Source organism: Butyrivibrio fibrisolvens (assembly GCF_023206215.1).
In the GTDB taxonomy this organism is placed as follows: domain Bacteria; phylum Bacillota; class Clostridia; order Lachnospirales; family Lachnospiraceae; genus Butyrivibrio; species Butyrivibrio fibrisolvens_C.
The window spans coordinates 2,828,176-2,852,655 of sequence record NZ_CP065800.1 but is presented as its reverse complement, the minus strand read 5'-3'; the positions used below and the strand labels follow the sequence as shown (position 1 = coordinate 2,852,655).

The window sequence follows — 24,480 nt, the reverse complement described above, 5'->3', positions numbered from 1 at the left end:
TAAAGGAGGATAGCGCATGCGAGTAATAGCAGGTGAAGCGCGTAGTATCCCACTTATTACACCAAAAGGCGATGATACACGTCCCACACAGGACAGGATCAAAGAGACTCTTTTTAACATGATCCAGATGGAAGTTCCGGGAGCTGTGTTTATCGATCTTTATGCAGGCAGCGGCGGAATCGGAATAGAAGCTCTTTCAAGAGGCGCCAGACATGCATACTTTATAGACAGAGGCGGCGAGCCTATTAAGTGTATCACAGCCAATGTGCACAAGTGTCACTTCGATGAGAAGTCGACTATCATCAAGAAGGATGCGGCGATGGCTCTTAGATCCATTCATGAAAAAGAGGTAGATATTATATTTATAGATCCTCCGTATGAAGCAGATCTTTATGAGCATACATTAAGGACTCTTGCGTCACTTCCATATGTTTCGGAGTATACGACTATCATATGCGAAGCAAGCCTTGAAGAGGATTTTTCTTTTGCTGAGGGACTTGGCTATGAAATAAAAAGAGAAAAGACATACAAGAATAACAAGCATGTTTTTCTTAAAAAGGTGGCAAACTCATGAAAATAGCAGTATATCCAGGTTCTTTTGATCCGGTTACACTCGGACACCTTGATATCGTAAAAAGAGCATCAATGATGTTCGATAAAGTCATTGTTACTGTTATGCATAACTCGGCTAAGAGTTCGTTGTTTTCGGTAGATGAACGTGTTAAAATGATAAAAGAAGCTGTCAGCGAATTTAAGAACGTAGAAGTGGATTCATATGACGGCCTGTTAATTGATTATTGTAAGGAGCAAAACATACATATAGTTGTGAGAGGTCTTCGTGCTATCACTGATTTCGAGTATGAACTTCAGATCGCACAGACTAACAGGGAATTATCTCATAACAATGTTGACACGGTTTTCCTTACGACCAATCTTCGTTATTCATATCTTAGCAGCTCAACTGTCAAAGAGATTGCCAGCTATGGCGGCGAAGTATCAAGAATGGTTTCTGAGAATGTTTATAAAGCTTTGGAACTTAAATACAACAAACATCTAAACTAAAACGGGGGAACTTTACATGAGCAGTAAAATCGAGCTTTTGATTGATGAAATCGAGGCATATATCAATAGTTGTACCAAGGTGCCTTTTTCTAATACTGATGTAAGGGTCAATAAAGAGGAGATCAACGAACTCATTCATGAGCTCAGATCCAAAACTCCAGATGAGATTAAAAGATATCAGAAGATTGTTTCCAATAAGGAAGCAATTTTAAATGACGCCAGAGCTAAAGCTCAGCAGCTCATAGAGAATGCGCAGGCTCAGACCAATGAGCTTATCAATGAACATGAGATCATGCGTCAGGCTTACGAGCAGGCCAATCAGGTTGTCAGCTCTGCTGCCAAGCAGGCTCAGGAACTTCTTGACAGAGCTACTGTTGAAGCCAACAATATGAAAGCTTCTGCTGTACAGTATACTGACACTCTTTTATCAGAAGTAGAGGCTATACTTCAGGGTTCTATTGATTCTACCAACAGACATTATGAAGGTCTTCTTACAGATCTTACCAATTATGCAGAAATGGTTAAATCCAACAGGGCAGAGCTTGCTCCACCTGTTGCGACACAGCCGGCTCCTTCACAGGAAGTTGCATATGCGAGTCCTGAAGCTTCCGGCGTAGCAGAGGGTGCTAACGCTCCCTTAGAGGATTTTGATGCAGATATGCCGAATATGGACGCACCTGTTGGCGATTCAGGTATTTAAGATTAGACTATTTATAAAAGCGGCTGGTACCATTACCGGTCGCTTTTTTAGAAGATTATCTTTTATAAGTATTATCAATTGTATAAAATGTAATTGGAATTGTATATATGGATTTTGCCCTTTATGATATCGATCTGTATAATCTATAACTGATAAATATGTGGGAGGAATTTTGATGAGTAAAAAGATTAAGTCATTTATTAGTATTTTTGCATTGACAGCTATGGTATTTATTTTGTTATTTACTTCTGAAAATGCCACTTTTACAGTAAATGCAGCCAAGAACAATGTTGTGATCGTGCTGGATCCGGGACACGGTGGTACCGGTGACAGGAATCTTGGTGCCCAGTACAATGGGATCAGTGAAAAAGAGATCACTCTTAAAGTTGCAAATTATGCTAAAGCTTATCTTGAAAGCTTTGACAATGTCACTGTATATATGACTAGAACTACAGATACTGTTGTAAGCCTTGAAGACCGTGTTAAATTTGCCAAGAGTGTAAATGCAGACTTTATGTATTCCATACACTTTAACGCATCTGTAGATCACGATCTGTGCGGATCTGAAGTATGGGTATCTGCATATGACAAGTATTATGAAAACGGATATGAGTTTGCAAGCGCGGAAGTAGCTGAACTGTCCAAGCTTGGCCTGTATATAAGAGGTATCAAGACAAGACTTGGCAATAATGGTGACTACTACGGGATCATAAGACATGCAAGAAATTATGATGTAAATGCTGTTATCATAGAGCACTGCTATATAGATCATCCGGCAGATCTTGCCTGGATCCGTTCTCAGGCAGATCCTTATCAGACACTTGGAATTGCAGATGCTACAGCTATTGCTAAGTATTTCGGTCTTAAGTCATCTAAGCTTTCTATAGATTATTCTAATTACAAGAATGTAGATGTTAAGACTCCTACTCAAGTTATGGCCAATGACCTCACAGCGCCTACTGTATGTACACTTAACTCGGCAGTTATGAATAAATCAACCGGAGATATCACTGCCAGTATTACTGCATCAGATCCTGAAACACCTATTATCTATTATAGATACAGCTTTGACGGTGGTAAGAACTGGTCATACGTAGTAGCATGGGATCATAGTAAGACGACCAATACAGTTGTTATACATGACCCGTCCAAATCAGCTGCAAGTCTGACGATACAGGTATACAATCAGTATGACCTTAAGACTACAAGCAGTACTATATCGATTAGTAAGTAATTATCATTTTAATATAAAAAGTTAGCATGTAACTGTCATTACAGCTAATAGATTTTTTAACAAAGTAGAGGAAAAAGTGCAAAGACTTGATAAATTTCTTTCTGATTTTGGAATAGGAACCAGAAAACAGATCAAAGAACACATAAAAAACGGGGCTGTCACAGTTAACGGACAGCCCGTAAAAAAAGCAGATATGCATATAGATGAAAACGCCGATAAGGTTGTATTTATGGGGCAGGAACTTGTGTATGAGAAGTTCCGTTATTACATGCTCAATAAGCCGGACGGCGTTATTTCTGCGACAAGAGACGGTAGGACTACAACAGTCCTTAATCTTCTTAAAGATGAGAATGTTAAGGATCTATCACCTGTAGGAAGGCTTGACATAGATACTGAAGGCCTGCTACTGATAACCAATGATGGACAGCTCATCCACAGACTTTTATCGCCTAGTCATCATGTTGATAAGGAATACGAAGTTCATCTTAAAAAGGAACTTTCAGATGATGATATCGATAAGCTTACAAAGGGCGTAGATATAGGCGATGTGAGAAAAGACGGGACACCTGACATAACACTTCCTGCTGTTGTAAAACGCGGTGATACAGACAAAGAGGGCCGCCCTGTTGTATTTCTTACAATACATGAAGGAAGATTTCATCAGGTCAAAAGAATGATGGAAGCTGTAGGCAATGAAGTTCTCTATCTTAGAAGGATCAGAATGGGAGCTATAAGTCTTGATGAAAGCCTTGAACTTGGTCAGTACAGAAGACTTACTGATGAAGAGATAAAGATGCTTACTGATAATAACAGCAGTGATCAATAAGTTTTTTACTAAAAGTAAAAAAACCTATGAGTAGCACTTGTTTAAAATATTAATAATTATATATCAAGGATGTTAGATTACATGAAAAGAGTATACAAAGGCGATTTTGGCCATATTTTGTACCAAAGGAAAGTTGCGATCGTAAGATCATTGATCATGGGAGGTATAATATTAGGTCTTTTTCTTATAGGTCTATTAATTACTAAGACCAATAAGAATATATTCTCTATAGTGGCGGCTCTTGGCTGCCTTCCTCTTGGATGGAGCATTATCAATCTTATAATGTATTATAGAGCTATTCCGCTTGCTAGGTCTTCTTATGAGAAGATTGCAGCGCATGCAGGATCACTTAATATTATCTATGATCTAAGCCTTACTTCTGAGAAGAGCACCTACAATGTTGGCGCTATAACAGTTCTTGAGAAGAATATTGCGGGATATACTGAAGATAAGGACATGGATATACAAGACTGTCAGGAGCATATTAAGAACCAGATATCGCTTAGTAAATACCATGACTATACTATTAAAATATTTCGTAATGTTGATGACTATTGCAGACGTCTTGACCAGCTCGAAAAGCTCAGAAAAGATCACAACATAGATCCAAAAGCTATAGAAGATGCCTGGGTTCCCGGAACTATTCAGACAGTATCCGGAATACTGGAATCGATTTCGTTATAAAAAAGTCTCAAACATTGTTATAAAGGTGATCAGATAGTAATCATATGAAAGAATTTATTATTAAAGACAACGAGGCCGGCAAGAGACTTGATAAGTTTCTGGGGCATTACTTGTCCAAAGCATCTACGGGATTTATCTACAAGATGCTTCGTAAAAAGAATATCGTTATTAATGGCAAAAAAGCTACAGGTCAGGAGAAACTTCAAGTCGGAGATATCGTGACCCTGTGGCTTTCTGACGATACATTCCTTAAATTTGCCAATGACAGACTTGCCAGAGCACAAAGAGGCGAAGGTGTATCTGTAACGGAATTCAAGAAGGCATTTAAAAGCCTTAAGGGAATTGAAGTTATCTATGAAAATAAGGATGTTGTATTTGTTAATAAACCTGTAGGGATTCTTACTCAAAAAGCAGAACAAGGTGATGTATCGCTTAATGAGTGGATAGTGGGTTATCTTCTTGATACAACTGCAATTGAACCGGATGACCTGATCACCTTCAGGCCATCTGTATGTAACCGCCTTGATCGTAATACATCAGGAATCGTTATCTGCGCCAAAAGCTTAAAAGGCGCACAGATGATGGCAAAAGGGCTTAAAAACAGGACTTTTAAGAAATATTATAGAACAGTCGTATCAGGGATCATAGATAAGCCGGAAGAGATCAAAGGACTTCTGAAAAAAGATAATAAGACCAACACGGTCACTGTCAGAAACATATCGGATCTTAATGATAAGTCTGATAATTATAAGTCTGATAATGATAATCCGGATAACGATAATCCGAATAATGTTGAATTATATAACAAGTCAAAAAAAGAAACGTCTATTACTAATGACCCGGAGACCGACAAAGTCAACAACTCATCTTATATAGAAACAGCTTATAGCCCTGTATCCGTCAATAAGAAGTGGAATCTGACTTACCTTGAAGTAGAACTTCGTACAGGTAAAACTCATCAGATAAGGGCTCATCTGTCAGGAATAGGTCACCCAATAGTGGGAGACCCCAAATACGGCGATGAGAAGGTCAATGAGAACTTTAAACAGACTTATGGACTTAAGTCCCAGCTTCTTCATTGCTACAGACTAGAGTTCCCTGATGATGAAGCTGCGTTTGGCAATCTTGCGGGAATGGAGATTGTAGCTCCTTTATATTCTAAGTTTAAAAATCTTGTTGAAGATAAGTTTAATAATTAGATACCGCACCGTCCAAGCGGGAAGTTTGAGTTAGATATTTTTACTACTTATGACTGATCGATCATAATCATTGACTGATCGGCTATGTGATGACTAAAAAAGTATTTTTGTATTACAAAATCTACTATATTTTTTTTTGAGGATTTATATGGCGACATGGAATTCCAGAGGTCTTCGAGGCTCTGTTCTCGAAGACATGATCAATCGTACCAATGAAAGATATCTTGCGGAGGGACTGGCGCTTATTCAGAAGATTCCTACCCCTATTACACCTATCAATATAGACAAAGAAACAAGGCATATCACTCTTGCTTATTTTGACCAGAAGAGTACTGTCGACTATATCGGTGCTGTACAGGGGATTCCTGTATGCTTCGATGCTAAGGAGTGTGCGGTGAATACATTTTCTTTACAGAATATTCACCCGCATCAGGTTGCTTTTATGGAGAATTTTGAGAAGCAGGACGGGATAGCCTTTTTTCTTATATATTACACAGGCAGAGATGAGATGTATTATCTGCCCTACAAAGATCTGAAAGTTTTCTGGGACAGAGCGCAGTCAGGAGGGCGTAAGAGCTTTCGTTTTGATGAACTTAATTCTGATTATTTTATAAAACATAAAGCTGATGGATTTGTACCTTATCTTGAAGCTTTACAAAAAGATCTTGAAAACAGAGATTAAAAAATCTTTGACATATGCAGGATTGTCCTGTATACTCTTTCTTAGTAATTGATTAGCGAGGTAGCACGTTACCGCAATAAAGCATCGGAGGAATTTATGAGCAAAGAACTTGTCCATACACCTGAAGGCGTCAGAGACGTTTATGGCAGAGAATCTTATGAACGCAGTACTGTTAAGCATAAGATCAAGGAGATCATGTACCGCTACGGATATGAGAATATCCTAACTCCGACATTTGAATTCTATGATGTTTTTGCCAAGGAGATAAGTCAGGCTAGTGCCAGAGATCTTTATAAGGTGTTCGACAATGAAGGTAATACACTTGTTCTTCGCCCTGATTTTACTCCATCTGTTGCAAGATGCATCGCCAAGTATTTTATGGAAGATAACGATCCTGTAAGGATATGTTACAGCGGCAATATCTTTATCAATACACACAGACTTCAAGGTAAACTCCGTGAGCATACCCAGATGGGTGCCGAGCTTATGTGTGACGGATCAGTCAAGGCTGATGCAGAGATGATCGCTATGATGATCGAATCTATAAGAGCAACAGGCCTTACCGATTTTAAGGTTACTATTGGTGATGTTGACTATTTTAAAGGTATAGTCGAGGAAGCCGGGATAGATGAAGACACTGAGAATCAGATAAGACAGTACCTTGCAGGCCGTAATTATTCTGCTCTTGAAGAATACCTCCATCAGCTGGTCGCAGATGGCAGGATAGATTCCAAGTACGCTGATGTCCTTGTCCATATGCCCGATTTCACAACCGCTGATGAACTTGAGGAAGGCGCTGCTGATATCGTAAGTAGAAGAGCCAGATCTTCTATAGAAAGGCTCAAGAATCTGTATCATCTTTTAGATGTGTATGGAGTGTCTGGCAATGTATACTTCGACCTTGCTATGCTCTCAGAATACAATTACTATACAGGCGTCATGTTCAGAGCTTACACATATGGCGTAGGCGATGCGATAGCCAAGGGCGGCAGATATGATAATCTACTTTCAAAGTTTGGCAAGGATGCCCCGGCGATAGGCTACATGGTCGATCTTGAATATATAATGAGCGCACTGTACAGTCAGAATATCCCGATATCTTATAGCCAGGAACCAGATGTTGTTACATATAGCGACAGCGATTATGAAAGCAAACTTGCCATGGTTCAGAGCAAAAGAGCTCAAGGCTATTATATAGTTCTTAAACATGAATAATTTTTCAAACTATTTGAATGATACTTATAGTGATTACCAAAAAATCGGAGAACTGCCAATGAGATATTTAACATTTGCCCTTGGTAAAGGGCGACTTGTCAAAAGCACTATGGAACTTTTGGAAAAATGCGGTATACAGTGCGAGGAAGTAACTGACAAGGAGACCAGAAAACTTATTTTTACTAATGAAGAGTTAAAACTAAGATTCTTCCTTGCAAAAGGTCCGGATGTTCCGACCTATGTTGAGTATGGCGCTGCAGATATAGGCATAGTCGGCGAGGATACGATCCTTGAAGAAGAGCGAAATGTATATGAAGTTCTGGATCTTGGCTTTGGAAAGTGCAGGATGTGCGTTGCAGGACCACCATCTGCCAAGGAACTTCTGAGCCATCATGAGATGATACGTGTAGCCAGCAAGTATCCCAATATTGCCAAGAACTATTTTTATAATAAGAAAAATCAGACAGTTGATATTATCAAACTAAACGGCTCTGTAGAGCTTGGTCCTATCGTAGGGCTTTCAGATGTTATTGTTGATATAGTTGAGACCGGATCAACACTCAAAGCTAATGGACTTGAAGTTCTTGAAGAGATCTGCCCTTTATCTGCAAGAGTCATAGTGAACCCTGTCAGCATGCAGATGGAGAATGACAGGATCAGAAAACTGATCGCAGATATGAAGGCTGCACTTAAAGAGTGTTAATGTAACAGTTATCTATCATCTTTATATTAGGGAGAACATAATGAAAATAGTTAAGCTTACTGATGAATCAAGATCAGAACTTCTCGACATCCTTAAAAGGAGAAGTCCTGCAAGCTATACTGAATACGAAAACACAGTAAATGATATAATAAGTAATGTAAGAGAAAAAGGCGATAAAGCTCTCTTTGAATACACGCAGAAGTTCGATAAGTGCGTGATCACTAAAGATACGATCAAAGTCACAAGAGACGAGATCGATGCAGCTTACAAAAAGCTCGATCCTGAATTTATCGAAGTTATGAAGAAGTCTGCTGCCAATATCAAAGACTTCCACGAGAAGCAAAAGAGAGAGTCCTGGTTTACAACCAAGGATGACGGCTCAATACTGGGCCAGAGAGTCCTTCCTGTTGAAATATCAGGTGTATATGTTCCGGGAGGCAAGGCGGCGTATCCGAGTTCTGTTTTAATGAACGTGATCCCTGCCAAGGTTGCTGGAGTTGAGCGTATAGTAATGGTTACACCTCCTTCAAAGGACGGATCACTTAATGCAGGAACTCTTGTAGCTGCAGATATTGCAGGCGTTACAGAAGTTTATAAAGTTGGCGGAGCTCAGGCTATAGCAGCTATGGCTTTTGGCACAGAATCTATACCTAAGGTAGACAAGATCACAGGCCCCGGCAATATCTTCGTAGCTCTTGCCAAGAAGGCATGTTTTGGACATGTGTCAATTGATTCTATAGCAGGTCCTTCTGAGATCCTCGTCATCGCTGATGAAACTGCCAATCCAAGATGGGTTGCTGCAGATCTTCTGTCACAGGCCGAACACGACGAGATGGCAAGTGCCATTCTTGTAACAACTTCTCAGGAAGTTGCTGACAAGGTATCAGAAGAGATAGATAAGTTCTTAGAAGTTCTTGAGAGAAAAGAGATAATACAAAAGTCACTTGATAGCTACGGCTATGCTTTTGTTGCAGAAAACATAGATGATGCTATAGAAGCTGCCAATGCAATTGCTTCAGAGCACTGTGAGATTATTACAAAGAATCCATTTGAAGTAATGACTAAGGTCAAGAATGCAGGAGCTCTTTTCCTTGGACACTATTCTTCAGAGCCTTTGGGAGACTATTTTGCAGGACCAAACCACATATTACCTACTAACCAGACAGCAAGATTCTTCTCACCTCTTTCTGTAGATGATTTTGTTAAGAAGACAAGCATCATTGCTTATTCTAAAGAAGGCCTTGAAGCAGTTCACAAGGATATAGAGAGATTTGCCAAGGAAGAGGGACTTACAGCTCACGCTAACAGCATTACGGTTAGATTTGAGTCATGAAGTAATTGAAAGATTTACAATAAGACTGTAAATTTTTCAATTAGTAAAAATGTAACTAAAAAGTCCTCATTATAGAAAGGATGACACATGGCTAGAACAGCTACTATCTCAAGAAAAACCGGAGAAACAGACATCACCGTAACAATCAACCTTGACGGCACAGGTAAAACAAGCATTGATACCGGCATAGGCTTTTTTGACCACATGCTGGATGCATTTGGACGCCACGGCCTGTTCGATCTTGACGTCAAAGTTAAGGGTGATCTGAATGTCGACGGACACCACACCGTAGAAGATACCGGCATTGTTCTTGGCCAGGCCATAGCTAAGGCTGTTGGAGACAAAAAAGGTATAAAGCGCTACGGCTCAATGATCCTTCCTATGGACGAAGCATGTGCCATGTGCGCAGTTGACCTTTGCGGAAGGCCTTACTTTGTGATGGATGCAAGCTTCACTGCGCCTATGGTGGGAGATTTTGATACTCAGCTCGTTAATGAGTTCTTCTACTCAGTATCTTATGGCGCTATGATCAATCTTCACTTAAGACTCTTCTCCGGAGAGAATGATCATCACAAGATAGAGGCTATGTTCAAGGCTTTTGCTAAAGCAATGGATCAGGCAACTATGTTTGATGAGAGAATCACGGACGTACTTAGCACCAAAGGTACTCTTTGATTTATAGAATACCAATACATAGAATAGTTATCTAAAAAGTATTATCTATTATCTTGGTAATATGACCAGATAATAACTTGTATTTAATACATTCATATTGACTTAAAATATATCGAAAGGCCTAAATATATGAAAAAGCAGTTTATTCCATCCATAATCCTGAATGATAAAAAAGCAGTCAAAAGCTTTTTTGACAAGACTGTTATCTCTGAAAATCCTGTAGAGCTCGCTGTAAGCTACAACGACGCTAACTGCGACGCAATCATTGTATTCGACCAGTCTACAGACGATAAGAGCCACGAGGATTCGCTTGATATCCTGAAGGAAATCTGCTCCAAGACAGATGTTCCCGTTATTGGTGCAGGCAATGTAAAAAGGATGGAAGATGTCAAAAAGCTCCTGTATGCAGGATGCAAGATGGCTGCTCTTAACTTCTCCAAAGCTGAAAATGCCGAGATCCTTGAAGAAGTATCCAAGAAGTTCGGCAAGGACAAGATCGTTGTAAGCTATGCCGATACTGCTGAAAGCAGAAAGATAGTTGCTGATAATGCAGCTGCAATAAATGAACTTGCAAGTCTGATGATCTTCATGCCTGAATCTGCGGCTGTAGATGGTCTTGATTCAAATGCAGGCTTTGCTGAAAAACTTGTATCAAACCCTGTTGTTCCTGAAGAAGGCGTTAAGGACATACCTCACATCGTATATCTCGACAATCCGGAATCTGACCTTCCTAACTTGAAAGGCGGCGCGCTGGCAGTTCTTCTATCAGATCAGGTATGTGCTATAACAGGCTCAGCCCTTTCAGCTAACGCTCAGAACATCAATGACCTCAGGAAATTCGCCATAGAAGCAGGAATCGACGTTCAGACCTTCGAGGCAAAATACAAATGGGAAGACTTCAAGCTTGATTCTAACGGTATGGTCCCTGTTGTAGTGCAGGATTACAGAACAGATCAGGTTCTCATGGTTGCTTACATGAACGAGGAAGCTTATAACGCAACCCTCAGAACCGGCAAGATGACCTATTTTAGCAGATCCCGTAATGAACTCTGGGAAAAGGGCGATACCTCAGGCCACTTCCAGTACGTTAAGAGCCTCACAGCAGACTGCGACCTCGACACGATCCTTGCTAAAGTCAAGCAGATCGGCGCTGCCTGCCACACAGGTTCCTATAGCTGCTTCTTCAACGAAATTGCCAAGAAAGACTATACTGAGAAGAACCCCCAGAAGGTTCTCGACAGCGTATATAACGTCATCGCAGACCGCAAGGTCAACCCAAGAGAAGGCTCCTACACCAACTACCTTTTCGATAAAGGACTTGATAAGATCCTCAAAAAGTGCGGCGAGGAAGCAACCGAGATCACAATCGCAGCCAAGAACGCTAACGGCAACGAGATCGTCTATGAAATGGCAGATTACCTCTATCATATGATGGTCCTTATGGTAGAAAAGGGCGTATCATGGGAAGATGTAACCGACGAACTTGCCCGCAGGTAATATACAGGAAATATTTTCAAACATTATTAGTGCCTAATACTTAAAATAATCTAAGAGCTTGCCTATTTCATCAGATAAAGCTTGGGGATTATTTAGGGTATTAGGTATTTTTTGCGTTATAGATGTTATACTGTAACAAGGCATGTTTATATGTCTGGACAGATTCAGAATTAAATGATAAGACGATGATGACTGGATTACATGTCATTTAAAGAATGGACACTTTGAAGGCTTCGGAGGTCCATCAAAACTTGAGGAGATTATTCAAAGATTCAAGGAATGGGCCCAGCAGTGAAATATCTTCAAAAGGCAATACTAAAAGAAAGAGGATTTAAATGAAAGCAATACGTAACTATTTAAAAGAAGAACTTGCCGGATGGAAAGTATTTGATGTGGCGTGGCTTGCGCTTGCCACAGCGGTTATACTTGGATTATCTATTTACTGGAAAGATTCGCTGATCAGTCTTTTTGCAGCTCTTACTGGTGTATGGTGCGTAATACTTACCGGCAAAGGCAAGCGTTCATCATTTATCTTTGGATTTTTTAACACAATTCTATATGCCATAGTTGCTTTCGGAGCAAAATATTATGGCGAAGTAATGTTGAATGTCTTATACTATCTGCCTCTCAATTTCGTAGGATTCATCGCCTGGCGCAAATATATGAATTCTGAAACAGGTGAAGTCATTAAAGAACGTCTCAATCCATCCAAGAGTCTTATACTTTACACTATTACTGCGATTGGAATTGTTGGCTATGGAATAATTCTTAAGATGCTTGGTGGTAATCTGCCATATGTTGACAGTATGAGTACCGTTGTATCGATAGTAGCTCAGATACTTTCAATTAAGCGTCTTACAGAACAGTGGATCCTGTGGATCGTTGTTGATGTCGTCACGGTATTTATGTGGGCTGTTAATTTTATGCAGGGCGGCGAAACAATTGCTACGCTGGCTATGTGGTCGGTGTATCTTGTAAATGCGTTTATCATGTTCTTCCGCTGGTATAAGGAGGCTAAGAAAAATGAGATATAAAGTTGGAATGTATGGCGGATCTTTTAATCCGCTGCACCTGGGCCACGTAGACTGCATAATACAGGCAGCTAACATGTGCGAGGAATTATATATAGTATTAAGCGTTGGCACTAATCGCGACGAGATCGATTACAGAGTTAGATACAGGTGGCTGTATCAGCTTACCAAGCACATCGGGAATGTTAGTATCATAATGCTTGAGGACGATACGGCTTCCAAGGAAGATTACAACGAAAACTGCTGGGATGCAGATGCTAAGAAGGTAAAGGAGAAAATTGGTAAGCCTATAGATATTGTCTTTTGCGGTGATGATTATGATGAAAACAGCTTCTGGAATAAGTGCTATCCGGATAGCGAGCTACATAGATTCCCCAGAAATGAAATCAGCTCTACACAGATTAGAAAGAACCCATATGAGCATTGGGAGTGGCTCCCAAATGTGGTTAAGCCTTTTTATGTAAAAAAAGTTCTTTTGATGGGCGGTGAGAGCACTGGTAAATCCACATTGACAATCAATCTTGCAAATCGTTTTGCAACAAATTATATAGATGAGGCCGGAAGAGATATTTCTGAGAGAAGCGGAACAGACCTGATGATGCTATCTGCGGATTTTACAGAAATACTGTTGCAGCATAAGCTTAATGAGATCAAGGCTATAGAAAACAGTAATAAAGTACTGTTTGTTGATACCGATGCTCTTGTTACGCAGTTTTACATGAACTTCCTCAATGATCCTGAGATTGAGAAAAATAAAGCTTTGTCCGATGCCATAGATGCTATCAATACCTATGATTTGATTCTGTTCCTTGAGCCGGATGTTCCTTTTGTTCAGGACGGAGACAGAAGTGAAGTCATTAGAGATGATAGGCTCAAGTATAGCAACCAGATCAAAGAACTGATACTTTCTCATGGCAAACAAGTCGTATCCATAAAAGGTTCGTATCAGGAACGATACATGGCTGCTGTCAGAGAAGTTGAGAAAATGCTAAATTGAATCTAATAAGTCTGTCAGTCTAGAATTGTGATTTTTTGGAAATCAAAGAGGTAAATAGTAATGTCTGTTGGTCTAGTGAAGGATCTTACATCAGCAATTGAAAAAGCAATAGCATTTAGAACTGGATATAATTCAGAACAAATTGCATCTGATATTGAGACGAATACAGATTGTTGGTGTCGTCTGGAAGATGATAGTAATCTAAAGTGGTATTTAATAAGCCAAAACAATGGAACAACGGTTACTGAATATTATGGATATTTGTCGAGAATGTATCCCATTGCCATAATGATGGAAAATTGTCCGAATGAAATATTAAAGATCCTATTTGATAGTAAAGTGATAGTAGAAAATTATTATGATAAATATAAATGCGACGAAAAAATACTAGGTCAGTTTGTAGATAAACATATTATTGATGATGGTTTTTTATATAATGATAAAATTCCATTTAACGAGGAATTGTTTAATGCAATTGATGAAGGTGTTGAATATATCAACCCATGTGGTTTTAGATTAGAAGAATTGCTGAATTGACGTAAAAATATAATAAATCTTCCTTGTGGTTGGATTGTCAGGATATGTACCTGAGTTTTATTGCAATATGTTGTGGGGAAATATAAATGGATATCATATACCAAAACGAAAGATTAACATATATTTAAGATTTTCATGGTGAGCCTGTGCTATGGATAACCAGTCCAAATCAGATTGGAATGAAGAAAATGCATTTTGTCGGTGGTCATCCTGATGAATACTGTATTTTCCTTTCAAATCTTTCTGTAGATGAAAAAGCGGATATAGAAAAGCAATTAAAGAAAAATCAAGGAAAGAACAGTGAGGCCTTATATTTATGGATAAAGAACTATTAAAAGAGATGAAAAAAGTTATTAAAATAAATGATTTGGAAAAAATTAAAATTATTATAGATGATAATCCAGGGGTTCTTAATGAAGTGACTACTAGCGGGACATTTCTTCATGTCGCAGCAATAAAAGGGCAATATGATGCAGCCAATTATTTGATTAAACGTGGGATAGATGTTAATAAAACAGGCGGAACAGGTGATGTTTATGCTTTGACAGAAGCAGCTTTTGAAGGATATTTAAATATAGTTGAACTATTATATAACAATGGTGCGGTTTTAGATACTAGCACATTTGCAAGGAATCCTCTTTTTGCTGCTATTTATAATCATCATATAGATGTCGCGAAGTATTTGATTGATAAAGGAATTGATCTTTCAGTTACATACCCTATAGGATCTATAGATAATTGCGATGCACGTGAATACGCAAGGCAATATGGATGCACTGAAATAGTGAATTATATTGATGAAAAAGTCAAAAGCGAACAGATTTAGAACAAGTATGGAGATTTAATTTGATTTCTATTGATAAAATTACTGATTCAGAAAAACTAAATTATTTGGATTCAGATTTTTGTTGGAGCAATATAAAATATCTGGATACAATAGATTATCGTATTTTACATGATGAATCTGTTTTTTCTGAAGAAGATATTGTTAACTTATGCTCAACCTTCGAAGATAAAACTCAAAATTCTGAAGTGATGTTTGGTGCAATCCATTTATTAGAATCACTTTCTTCTGAGTCAGCCTACGAAAACACCATAATAGGCGTAGTAAATCTATACACATTCTCTCCAGGATGGGCTAAAATTATTGTTTACAGACTCTTAAATGATGAATTTTCAGTTCAAATGATCAAATGCATATATAATCGAATTGATAAAGATGTATGCGCAAAATTTAAATTGATTTTGGAAACAATAAAACGCGAAGATTCTGAAAAATATGGAAAGAGTATTGCTGTGATATTAGATTCAAATCAAGGATAATGAGAAGAGCAACAAATATGAATGAAGAAAAATACGATTATAAAAACTAATTGAAGAAATTTTTATTCCTAAAGATACTGATAAAATTACTCTGAATAAAGAAATCAAAGAGAGGCTTCTTAAAATAGATTGGCTTAGTAATTGCGGAAAACAGGATGAGCTTGATCTATCATTTGAATATACCTATATAAAAAGAATAAAAGAAATTGAAAAGATGTTAGATGGTGTCAAATGGGGTAACACATGTATGAATGCTTGCAATGATCTTACGGAATTTCTGTCATTGCACCATTCACGTAAATATCATTGTTGGAATCAAATGGTTGATGAAGTTAAAGATGATATTATTTCTGGAATCTCGAACATAATTATAGAGAGCTGTATAAAGCTGGGGATTCCAGAAAAAATGGTTAATTATATTTACTTCGATATCGTAAATATTGCATTAACATATTCCTACAAAGAGTATTATGAATCCGTATTTTATGACGATATGCTAAAGATATACGAATCCGGCCACTTGCCATGCGGATGGCTTGGCAAAAAATATCCCAACGGAAAATTTAAGATTTACTAAAAAGACAGAAAGGCAATCCCTAAATGAGAGACGCAAGATGTGATAAAGAAAGTTTGGTATTAATGATTAAGAAATATCCGGAATTTATTGAGAAGATAGTTAAGAAAATAGACTAAGAATAATTAAACGATATACTTCTTGACACTTTGCTTCAGGCTTATGGAGTCGAAAGATCTTTTCACTCAAATGAATATGCGAAAGAAAATCCATATATTTTTTGGTAGAAATAATAAATGCTGCATATATAAATAAAGATAATGTAAGTGATTTGTTGTATGAATACATAACAAAGAAATGATTAAAAGGACATTCTGATTTTGGATTTGTTAAGTATGTTAAAGAGCCTGACTTTGTAGGCTTATGGTCTTACGAGGCAGCAGCCGTAGCCAAGCTGTTTGGAATAGATGACAGCAATCTAAAAAATGTAGACTTCTATCCCTATGACCTCGCTCACTATAACCCCCCAACAATAAAACCTACAGAAAGAATAGCCATACCAGAAGGAATTTTCTTACGATTCAGAAGAAGATCTGATCATCGATGCCAAAGATATCATTCTCCCATATATGTATAAACGCGTGAACGATTTTGTGAAAGATTATAAAAATCTTACTAATGAAGACTTTTGCAAAAAGTACGAGTTTGATCAGGTGTGATTTGATGTTGACGAATATATCCAGTATAAAAACAGCAAAGAAATATTAGGAATGCTACTGGTTTTCTATCTTACAGCGGAAGGTTATATTTTACAGTTTGACTGGAAAGAGGATTTCGAAGACTTCAGAGAACACATGAAGAACTATTGGAGCAAAGAAGGTGCTACCAAAATCATAACCTTCGAACTTGATAACGACCAAATGTACTTTGCAACAATTCCTGCTGGAAACACCGTTCATGATCTGTTCGAAGTCCCTGTAAAAGAGTATCAATAGCAATAAATACAATATAGAAATCTCCTAGTCATAGCATGCTTAACGTATATATGGTATGATATGTGAAGATAAGAAAACTACGTCCCTCATTACCACTCGGGCGATAACTTAGAATCAGGACTCTGACAAATATTATCATTAGCCGATTTGAAAATTTTTTTGATTTTTCTTAGGGCCTTCGAAGCGAAAGTACAGCGTGCCCACGCCAGCGTAGAAGGCCCTTAGAAAACTCAAAAAATTTTCAGTAAGGCTAATGATAATATTTGTCAGAGTCCTGAGACAAAACCTCGCCCCCGCGACAATGAAGCACGTACATCAGTACTTTTCAAGCAATATGGAGATTTTATGAACGAAAAACTGGCACTTAGCGATGATATTCTGCTTTCCTGCGAAAAGCCGGAGAGATATATAGGTAACGAGGTTAATAGCGTTACCAAGGATTTGAAGGATGTAAAGATTCGCTTTGCATTCTGCTTTCCCGATGTATACGAGATTGGAATGTCCCACCTGGGCATTCAGATTCTCTACGGCATGTTCAATTCTTACGACGACGTATGGTGCGAACGTGTCTATTCACCGTGGACTGACATGGACAAGGTGATGAGAGATAACAAGATTCCTCTTTTTGCGCTGGAATCACAAGATCCTGTCAAGGAGTTTGATTTCCTTGGCTTTACTCTTCAGTATGAGCTTTGCTATACCAATATTCTGCAGGTCCTGGACCTTTCAGGAATCCCATTTACAAGTGCAGAGCGTACAGACTGGACTTATCCTATCGTTATAGGCGGCGGTCCTTGTACTTACAACGCTGAGCCTATCGCAGACTTTTTTGACATATTCTATATTGGTGAGGGTGAGAATCACTACAGAGCCCTTTTTGATCTGTATGAGAAGTGCAGGGCTGATGGAACATCCCGTCAGGACTTCCTTATAAAGGCAGCGTCTATCCCTGGAATGTACATCCCATCTTTATATGAAGTCAAATATAAGGAAGATGGCACCATAGAATCCATGCTTCCTACAGTAGAAGGCATTCCATCACATATCACTAAAGATATCGTAACTGATCTTGACCACGCTTTTTATCCCAGTAAGCCTGTAGTTCCTTTTATCAAGGCTACTCAGGATCGTATAGTTCTTGAAGTTATGCGCGGCTGCATAAGAGGATGCCGCTTCTGTCAGGCAGGCCAGCTTTATAGGCCCAAGAGAGAGAAGAGCCACGAAGTCCTTGAAAAGCAGGCTGTAGAACTTCTAAAGAACACAGGATATGAAGAGATATCCCTAAGCTCACTGTCAACTTCAGACTACGAGCAGCTTCCACAGCTTCTTGACTTTTTGTTAAAAGAATGCGGAAGTAAGCATGTTAATATCTCACTTCCTTCACTTAGAATAGATAACTTCTCACTTGATGTCATGAGCAAAGTCCAGGATATCAAGAAGAGCTCACTTACATTTGCTGCTGAGGCAGGTTCCCAGCGTCTTCGTGACGTTATAAATAAGGGCGTCACAGAAGAAGATATTATAAGAGGCTCTCATGAAGCCTTTCTTGGAGGCTGGAACAAGGTTAAGTTCTACTTCATGCTGGGTCACCCGTGGGAGACTGATGAAGATATAGCAGGCATCGGCGAGATTTGTAACAGAGTTGCAGCCGAGTATTTTGATACAGTACCTAAGGAAAAGAGAAACGGCCAGTCTGTTGAGATAACAGCCAGCACGAGTTTCTTTGTTCCAAAGCCCTTTACTCCATTCCAGTGGGCACCTATGTGCAGACCCGAAGAGTTCCTTGAAAAGGCAGCTAAAACTAAAGCAGGTATCAGATCTCAGGTCAACCAGAAGAGGATTAAGTATAACTGGCACGAAGCTAATGCTAGTATGCTTGAAGGCGTATTCGCAAGAGGCGACAGAAAGCTTTGCAAGGCAATCCTCAGAGCTTATGAGAAAGGCTGTATCTACGATGCCTGGGGCGAATACTTCAAGTATGATGTATGGATGGAAACTTTTGAAGAACTCGGAATCGATCCTTGGTTTTATGTAAGCCGTACAAGATCAGATGATGAGATATTCCCATGGGATATCCTCGACTGCGGCGTTACAAAGTCATTCCTTCTTCGTGAGTGGCATACATCACAACAAGCTAAGATATCCAAGAACTGCGCAAATCAGTGCATGGGCTGCGGCGCAAGACAGTACGGCGTTGGAGTCTGCATGGAACCCAAGACAGACAAAGACGTAGGCTATGCAGTGTGAAGGAGATTAATGATCATCACGGATGATCAGTAACTCCTGAAATAAAATCATGAATGATTTTATTTCGTGAATAGAAATGTTCGGAAGGGAGATTAAAGATCATCCTTGGATGATCTTTGACTCCGTTTATTACAAGTAAAAAGGTATTTATTCATGACAAAAATCAGATTAAAGTTTAGCAAAAGAGGTCCGGTGCGTTTTATAGGGCACCTTGACCTTATGAGATATTTTCAGAAAGTTAACAGACGTGCTGATATTGACGTTAAGTATTCGGAAGGTTTCAGCCCTCATCAAGTCCTGTCATTTGCAGAGCCTTTGAGCGTTGGTGCAACATCTGATGGAGAGTATCTTGATATTCAGATGAATTCTGAGCCTGATATAAAGACTCTTATCGATCAGCTCAATAGTGTTATGAACGAAGGCATAGAAATTCTTGATGCATGTATACTTGACGAGAAGTCTGAGAAGGCAATGACTCTTGTAGATGCAGCAGAGTGGATTCTGACTTTCCGTGAAGGGAAAGAGCCTGCCGATGGCTGGGAAGACGAACTTAAAGAGTATATGGCCAAGGATGAACTTCCTGCCATCAAGAAGACCAAAAGGGGCGAAACACAGATCAACATGAAGCCTCTTATCTTCAAGGCAGAAGTTGTAGCCAAGAAGGACCTTAGAGGATACTCTGATCCGGAATATAGATATATTGATAACAATCTTGATGATAATATCTCATGTATTCACCTCTTTGTAAGTTCCGGAAGTGCTGATCACTTAAAGCCCGGCATGGTGATCGAGAACTTCATGAGAGAGTCAGGTCAGCAGATGCAGCCCAATGCTATAAGGCTTCACAGAGTTGATACATTCTTAAAAGGCGAAGATGAGAAGGGAACCTATGAAGTTCCTATGACAGATACCGAAGGTAAATATAAAATATATCTTTAATATAGCGCATAAGAAAATACTTCCTTTTTTAGAATTCAAAGTGGCATAAGGAGATTCTTCTTTTTTAGAATTATTTCCTTATGCTTAAATTTACTATTAGAAAAAACATAATAGTCAAAGTAAACTTTTGGCAACTACTGGAAACATAGAACAATTTATCAAAAATCACAAAACAATCTATAAAGAATTATGAAAATACTGATCACCAGAGAAACAGATAATAATTATAAAAAAGATGCCCCTGCTTTAAATGAACATGTTCACAAAAAGATAAGGGTAAGCCTATATGATGATAATAAATTAGAGCTTTCATATACTACAAGTGGAAGCTCTGATTATGTTGGGAATATCTATGTCGGCCACGTTGAGAATATTGTTGGGAATATTAATGCAGCGTTTGTGCGCTTTAAGTCAGACAGCCCCAATGTTAAGGACAATATCGGATATCTTGATCTTAAAGATATAGTTCCGGAATGTATACTTTCAAGAAAGTCAGAAGATGAACCCAAACTTAGAAACGGCGATATAGTTCTTGTTCAGGTTAAAAAGCCTGCTGTCAAGACTAAACAGGTAGTTCTTACAACCAAGCTTTCCATAAGCGGACGATATGCCGCCATTACCCTTGGTCAGAAGGGAACAGGATGTTCCAAGAAACTATCTGAAGAGAAGAGAAAAGATATAATTGCTATACTAAAGCACGACTTCTCTATAAGAGAAAGAATATCTGATACTTACGGCCTTATAGCAAGAACCGAATGTGAAGATCTTCTTGATAAAAAAATCGAGAATGAAACTTGCAAGCCTGATCATGACAAAGGAGTACTAAACTCTAATCCTTTTGATGTTGTAAGAAAAGAAGTTGACCTTCTATGTGACAAGATAGATGAAATGCTAAGAATCGGCGCTACAAGATCGGTTGCAACCTGCCTTTATGAGACTGCAAGCGACCGCGATTTTTCTGATAAGCTTCATAGATGCCTTGAATACTATAATCTGAAGCAAAAAAGCCTGAAAAACCATGAGACAAAATGCTCAAATAAAAGCACTCAAATTAAAGATGATCTGACAAAGTCCATTGATCTGGAGACTGTTACTGACGATACAGAGCTTTTTTCTATGTATAATGCAAGCTCTTTTCATGCTGATCATCCGGAAGTAACAGGAAGACTATTGTCGCCCAAAGACGGATCTATAAATATACTTTACGGCCTTCAAACACTTCTTGAAAAAGCATCACTAAAGAAAGTATGGCTTTCAAGCGGAGCATACCTTGTTATCGAATCAACTGAGGCTATGCATGTTATTGATGTTAATACCGGCAAAGCTGTCGATAAAAAAGGAAATCTGTTCCTTGATATCAATATTGAAGCTGCCATAGAATCCGCCCGCCAGATAAGACTTCGTAATTTTTCAGGAATGATACTTATAGATTTTATCAATATGAATGATAAAAAAGACTACAAACTCCTTGAAAATACTCTTAACACCGAACTTTCCATGGATCCTGTAAGCAGCAAATTTATAGACTTTACAAAACTTGGAATAGCAGAGATCACCAGAATAAAAATAGATTAGTATTATTACTAAAACTTCCCACTTGGACGGACCGGCATCCTCAAAGCCTTTACAGGGGCAAGCAGTATATAAATCATTTCCACGCTTTTTAATTGTTTTATAGAATTCATGAGCGTGATAGCTGTGGTTTTTTATTCTGCCAAGGGTCCACCTGTTTGAGCGAAGCGAGTTTGGACCCTAGAATAAAAAGCTACAGATATCATGCCATGAATTCATAAAACAATTAACAGCGTGGAAATGATTTATATACTGCTTGCCCCTGTAAAGGCTTTGAGGATGCCGGTCCGTCCAAGTGGGAAGCTTTATACTTACTGAGCTTTTGCTTGTTTCTTTTTGTTTTCTTTGATCTTTCTATAAGCTTCTGCAATGATATCAGAGAACTTGCTTGCATGGAAGGTACTGTTGATAACATACGCATAGCTTATTTCTATAGAGTCTTTGCCGGGCTGCATATTGTATTCATATACACGCTTATCAAGTTTCTGGAAGAACTCTTTCATCTTAAGATCATCACAGTTTTCAACAATAAGAAGGAATTCGTTACCACCATTTCTTCCGGCAAAACCGTAGTCATCACTGATATCTTCAAGCATCCAGGAGAAATCTACAAGGGCCTGGTTGCCGGCGATTCGGCCTTTTTCTCTGTTGATATCGATAAGGTTATTGATGATGATGACAGCACAGGCGACATTACTTAATTTTCTGTCTTCGCCGTACATCTCAAATACCAGATCACAGCTAAATCTGTTAGGAATACCTGTAAGAGCATCCAGATATGATTTATTTTTCTGTTCTTCGTATTCAGTCAGTACAGGCACATATTTGGACAGATCGAAGATAGTTACCAGTATGCCGATTAATATCAATACGAATAGTGAGATATTTGTTACTTTTAATAGATTAGAATGTTCCACATAATTGCGCATATCAGGAACAGACATAAAGAGAACGATGTAGACTATGATAACGAGTATCATCAGTATGAGCTGAATGATCTTAAGTGCTTTAAATGAGTCAGCATATTTTTGTTTTTGAATTTCTTTAATCGGATTCATAATTACCTTAACCCCCTCGGCAAGTTGTTATATATAGTAAATGACTAAAAATGCACTTTGAAAGTGACCAAATGACCTATATGCCGGCACTTTAATAACTTACATAAGGCATCTTCTAAAGCCTTTTACTATTGTATCTTTGAAACAGATTTGAAATAAAAAAACAGAGCATAACACGTTTTGTGCTCTTGTGAATAATTTATAAATAGATTTTAACACATTTTCTTACATTATTGTAAATTTAATAAAGAAAACACCTGTCATAAGATGCTTTTTGTGCCGATATAATAATGTAACGCTATACAATCTGGCCATTTGCTGATCAATATAGTGAATTATTTGGTCATATTGTAATCAAAAGGCTCCTTTTTTACAGCGATAACCATGCATTAAGAAGGGGGATAATATGGCAGAAGAAACCTTAACTTCTTATAATGATCTGATAAGTGTTGTTATTCCGGTTTATAATGACAAGAAATTCCTCCCGGAATGTTTGCAGTCACTTCATAATCAGACTCACGAAAATCTCCAGATCATACTGGTTGATGATGGATCCACAGATAAGACCTATTCTATATGCGATAACTGGGCCAAAAACGACAAGAGGATCCATGTCATCCATCAGGCAAGAGGGGGAGTTGCAGCAGCACGAAATGCGGGGCTGTATTCTGCTAAAGGTGAGTATATATCATTCATTGATTCTGATGACTATCTTGACAGTCATTTTTATGAAAAAATGCTAAAAGCTGCTAAAGACAATAATGCTGATGTTGTGACCTGTTTTGAAAGAATCATAGACAGAAAAGGTAATACCAGGATCAGTATATGGCATGAGATGAACAGAGTTGGTGATAATATATCTTTTCTCAAAGAGTTCCTTGCACAGGGCAATCCGGCCGCAGCAGTCGTTTGGAATAAACTTTACAAAAAGAGTTTCATAGAAGGGATTTCTTTTACAAGAGGTAATTTTCTTGAAAGCATGCTTTTTAATGTAGAAGCCGGATGCCAAAAAGGTACTTTTGTCTGGATCAAGGACAGGTTGTATTATCACAGGGTTGATGAAAACAGTGAACTCAATCCCATGGGTAGGCAGCGTATTGTATCAACAGTCAGGACTATGGCTAAATCTGTTGATATTATAGAAAGTCATAAACCACCATACGATCTTTTGTGTCAGATCAAAACCAAGGCGCTATGGAAGCTGGAACACAGCTATTCCTACTGTCTGTCTAATGACTGGATAGAAGAAGGCAGGAAAGTTAAAGAAATTTATATGCGAAATTACGATAAGTGGAAATCAAATATCGTAGGTACGGCCAATCGAATGAAACTCTGGTTTGTACGCCTTCTTCCTACAATATTCTTTTTGAAGAAAAAACAAAATATCGATTGACAAATAAGATAATAGAGGGTATGATATCAGAGTATGCCGCTTAACGAGGTACAAGCATGTCTGA

General features: G+C 38.5%; 26 protein-coding genes and 1 pseudogene. 26 read left to right on the top strand and 1 reads right to left on the bottom strand.

What is annotated here, in order from left to right; all coding sequences use genetic code 11:
• Window positions 1-16 precede the first annotated feature (16 nt).
• From rsmD to I7804_RS11720, 25 genes and pseudogenes are all read left to right on the top strand, one after another.
• Window positions 17-574, top strand: a complete 558-nt coding sequence (rsmD, locus tag I7804_RS11830) for a 16S rRNA (guanine(966)-N(2))-methyltransferase RsmD (protein WP_022753141.1) — start codon at window positions 17-19, stop codon at window positions 572-574.
• Window positions 571-1,062 carry a pantetheine-phosphate adenylyltransferase gene (coaD, locus tag I7804_RS11825; protein WP_248403652.1) on the top strand — a complete coding sequence of 164 codons (492 nt, stop codon included), beginning with the start codon at window positions 571-573 and terminating at the stop codon, window positions 1,060-1,062. Before rsmD ends, coaD begins: the two co-directional genes overlap by 4 nt.
• A 16-nt stretch (window positions 1,063-1,078) precedes the next feature.
• On the top strand, window positions 1,079-1,762 hold the full coding sequence (locus I7804_RS11820; RefSeq protein ID WP_248403651.1) for a hypothetical protein: 684 nt from the start codon (window positions 1,079-1,081) through the stop codon (window positions 1,760-1,762).
• Window positions 1,763-1,937: 175 nt separating this feature from the next.
• Complete coding sequence (locus I7804_RS11815; RefSeq protein WP_248403650.1) at window positions 1,938-2,996, top strand: N-acetylmuramoyl-L-alanine amidase family protein; 1,059 nt, start codon at window positions 1,938-1,940, stop codon at window positions 2,994-2,996.
• Between the two features lie 76 nt (window positions 2,997-3,072).
• Entirely contained in the window at window positions 3,073-3,822 is a 750-nt protein-coding gene (locus I7804_RS11810; protein WP_248403649.1) for a pseudouridine synthase, read from the top strand.
• Window positions 3,823-3,903: 81 nt separating this feature from the next.
• On the top strand, window positions 3,904-4,506 hold the full coding sequence (locus tag I7804_RS11805) for a hypothetical protein (RefSeq protein ID WP_248403648.1): 603 nt from the start codon (window positions 3,904-3,906) through the stop codon (window positions 4,504-4,506).
• A gap of 44 nt (window positions 4,507-4,550) precedes the next feature.
• Window positions 4,551-5,705 carry an RluA family pseudouridine synthase gene (locus I7804_RS11800; RefSeq protein WP_248403647.1) on the top strand — a complete coding sequence of 385 codons (1,155 nt, stop codon included), beginning with the start codon at window positions 4,551-4,553 and terminating at the stop codon, window positions 5,703-5,705.
• Between the two features lie 148 nt (window positions 5,706-5,853).
• Window positions 5,854-6,387 carry a Holliday junction resolvase RecU gene (locus I7804_RS11795; RefSeq protein ID WP_248403646.1) on the top strand — a complete coding sequence of 178 codons (534 nt, stop codon included), beginning with the start codon at window positions 5,854-5,856 and terminating at the stop codon, window positions 6,385-6,387.
• A gap of 96 nt (window positions 6,388-6,483) precedes the next feature.
• Window positions 6,484-7,602 carry an ATP phosphoribosyltransferase regulatory subunit gene (gene hisZ, locus I7804_RS11790; protein WP_022757099.1) on the top strand — a complete coding sequence of 373 codons (1,119 nt, stop codon included), beginning with the start codon at window positions 6,484-6,486 and terminating at the stop codon, window positions 7,600-7,602.
• Window positions 7,603-7,660: 58 nt separating this feature from the next.
• Complete coding sequence (gene hisG, locus I7804_RS11785; protein WP_022753150.1) at window positions 7,661-8,305, top strand: ATP phosphoribosyltransferase; 645 nt, start codon at window positions 7,661-7,663, stop codon at window positions 8,303-8,305.
• A 40-nt stretch (window positions 8,306-8,345) separates the two neighbouring features.
• Window positions 8,346-9,638 carry a histidinol dehydrogenase gene (gene hisD, locus I7804_RS11780; RefSeq protein ID WP_248403645.1) on the top strand — a complete coding sequence of 431 codons (1,293 nt, stop codon included), beginning with the start codon at window positions 8,346-8,348 and terminating at the stop codon, window positions 9,636-9,638.
• A gap of 87 nt (window positions 9,639-9,725) precedes the next feature.
• Window positions 9,726-10,313 (top strand): imidazoleglycerol-phosphate dehydratase HisB, encoded by a 588-nt coding sequence (gene hisB / locus I7804_RS11775; RefSeq protein ID WP_248403644.1) that lies wholly within the window; start codon window positions 9,726-9,728, stop codon window positions 10,311-10,313.
• A gap of 129 nt (window positions 10,314-10,442) precedes the next feature.
• Window positions 10,443-11,810 carry a bifunctional phosphoribosyl-AMP cyclohydrolase/phosphoribosyl-ATP diphosphatase HisIE gene (hisIE, locus tag I7804_RS11770; RefSeq protein WP_248403643.1) on the top strand — a complete coding sequence of 456 codons (1,368 nt, stop codon included), beginning with the start codon at window positions 10,443-10,445 and terminating at the stop codon, window positions 11,808-11,810.
• A 196-nt stretch (window positions 11,811-12,006) separates the two neighbouring features.
• On the top strand, window positions 12,007-12,105 hold the full coding sequence (locus I7804_RS19405) for an Imm53 family immunity protein (protein WP_080651635.1): 99 nt from the start codon (window positions 12,007-12,009) through the stop codon (window positions 12,103-12,105).
• Between the two features lie 40 nt (window positions 12,106-12,145).
• Window positions 12,146-12,844: a nicotinamide riboside transporter PnuC gene (gene pnuC / locus I7804_RS11765; protein ID WP_248403642.1), complete on the top strand. Its 699-nt coding sequence runs from the start codon at window positions 12,146-12,148 to the stop codon at window positions 12,842-12,844.
• The gene (locus I7804_RS11760) at window positions 12,834-13,838 is read left to right on the top strand and encodes an AAA family ATPase (RefSeq protein ID WP_248403641.1); all 1,005 of its coding nucleotides are present in this window, start codon (window positions 12,834-12,836) and stop codon (window positions 13,836-13,838) included. Before pnuC ends, I7804_RS11760 begins: the two co-directional genes overlap by 11 nt.
• A gap of 60 nt (window positions 13,839-13,898) precedes the next feature.
• Entirely contained in the window at window positions 13,899-14,375 is a 477-nt protein-coding gene (locus I7804_RS11755; protein ID WP_248403640.1) for a hypothetical protein, read from the top strand.
• Window positions 14,376-14,691: 316 nt separating this feature from the next.
• On the top strand, window positions 14,692-15,201 hold the full coding sequence (locus I7804_RS11750; protein ID WP_248403639.1) for an ankyrin repeat domain-containing protein: 510 nt from the start codon (window positions 14,692-14,694) through the stop codon (window positions 15,199-15,201).
• A 20-nt stretch (window positions 15,202-15,221) separates the two neighbouring features.
• On the top strand, window positions 15,222-15,698 hold the full coding sequence (locus I7804_RS11745; RefSeq protein ID WP_248403638.1) for an Imm30 family immunity protein: 477 nt from the start codon (window positions 15,222-15,224) through the stop codon (window positions 15,696-15,698).
• A 214-nt stretch (window positions 15,699-15,912) separates the two neighbouring features.
• On the top strand, window positions 15,913-16,275 hold the full coding sequence (locus I7804_RS11740) for a hypothetical protein (protein ID WP_248403637.1): 363 nt from the start codon (window positions 15,913-15,915) through the stop codon (window positions 16,273-16,275).
• A 343-nt stretch (window positions 16,276-16,618) separates the two neighbouring features.
• A pseudogene (locus tag I7804_RS19400) lies at window positions 16,619-16,849 on the top strand (PoNe immunity protein domain-containing protein); the annotation flags it as partial.
• Between the two features lie 133 nt (window positions 16,850-16,982).
• A complete protein-coding gene (locus I7804_RS11735) occupies window positions 16,983-17,207 on the top strand; it encodes a hypothetical protein (RefSeq protein ID WP_248403636.1) in 225 nt (74 codons plus the stop codon).
• 345 nt (window positions 17,208-17,552) lie between these two features.
• A complete protein-coding gene (locus tag I7804_RS11730) occupies window positions 17,553-19,454 on the top strand; it encodes a TIGR03960 family B12-binding radical SAM protein (RefSeq protein WP_022757093.1) in 1,902 nt (633 codons plus the stop codon).
• A gap of 153 nt (window positions 19,455-19,607) precedes the next feature.
• On the top strand, window positions 19,608-20,393 hold the full coding sequence (locus tag I7804_RS11725; RefSeq protein WP_051199573.1) for a TIGR03936 family radical SAM-associated protein: 786 nt from the start codon (window positions 19,608-19,610) through the stop codon (window positions 20,391-20,393).
• A gap of 189 nt (window positions 20,394-20,582) precedes the next feature.
• Window positions 20,583-21,968, top strand: a complete 1,386-nt coding sequence (locus I7804_RS11720) for a ribonuclease E/G (protein ID WP_248403635.1) — start codon at window positions 20,583-20,585, stop codon at window positions 21,966-21,968.
• 308 nt (window positions 21,969-22,276) lie between these two features.
• Here I7804_RS11720 and I7804_RS11715 read toward each other — a convergent pair whose 3' ends face one another.
• Window positions 22,277-23,023 carry a GGDEF domain-containing protein gene (locus tag I7804_RS11715; RefSeq protein ID WP_022753160.1) on the bottom strand — a complete coding sequence of 249 codons (747 nt, stop codon included), beginning with the start codon at window positions 23,021-23,023 and terminating at the stop codon, window positions 22,277-22,279.
• 406 nt (window positions 23,024-23,429) lie between these two features.
• Between I7804_RS11715 and I7804_RS11710 the strand changes: the two genes are divergently transcribed.
• Entirely contained in the window at window positions 23,430-24,416 is a 987-nt protein-coding gene (locus I7804_RS11710; protein WP_248403634.1) for a glycosyltransferase family 2 protein, read from the top strand.
• The last annotated feature ends 64 nt before the right edge of the window (window positions 24,417-24,480 follow it).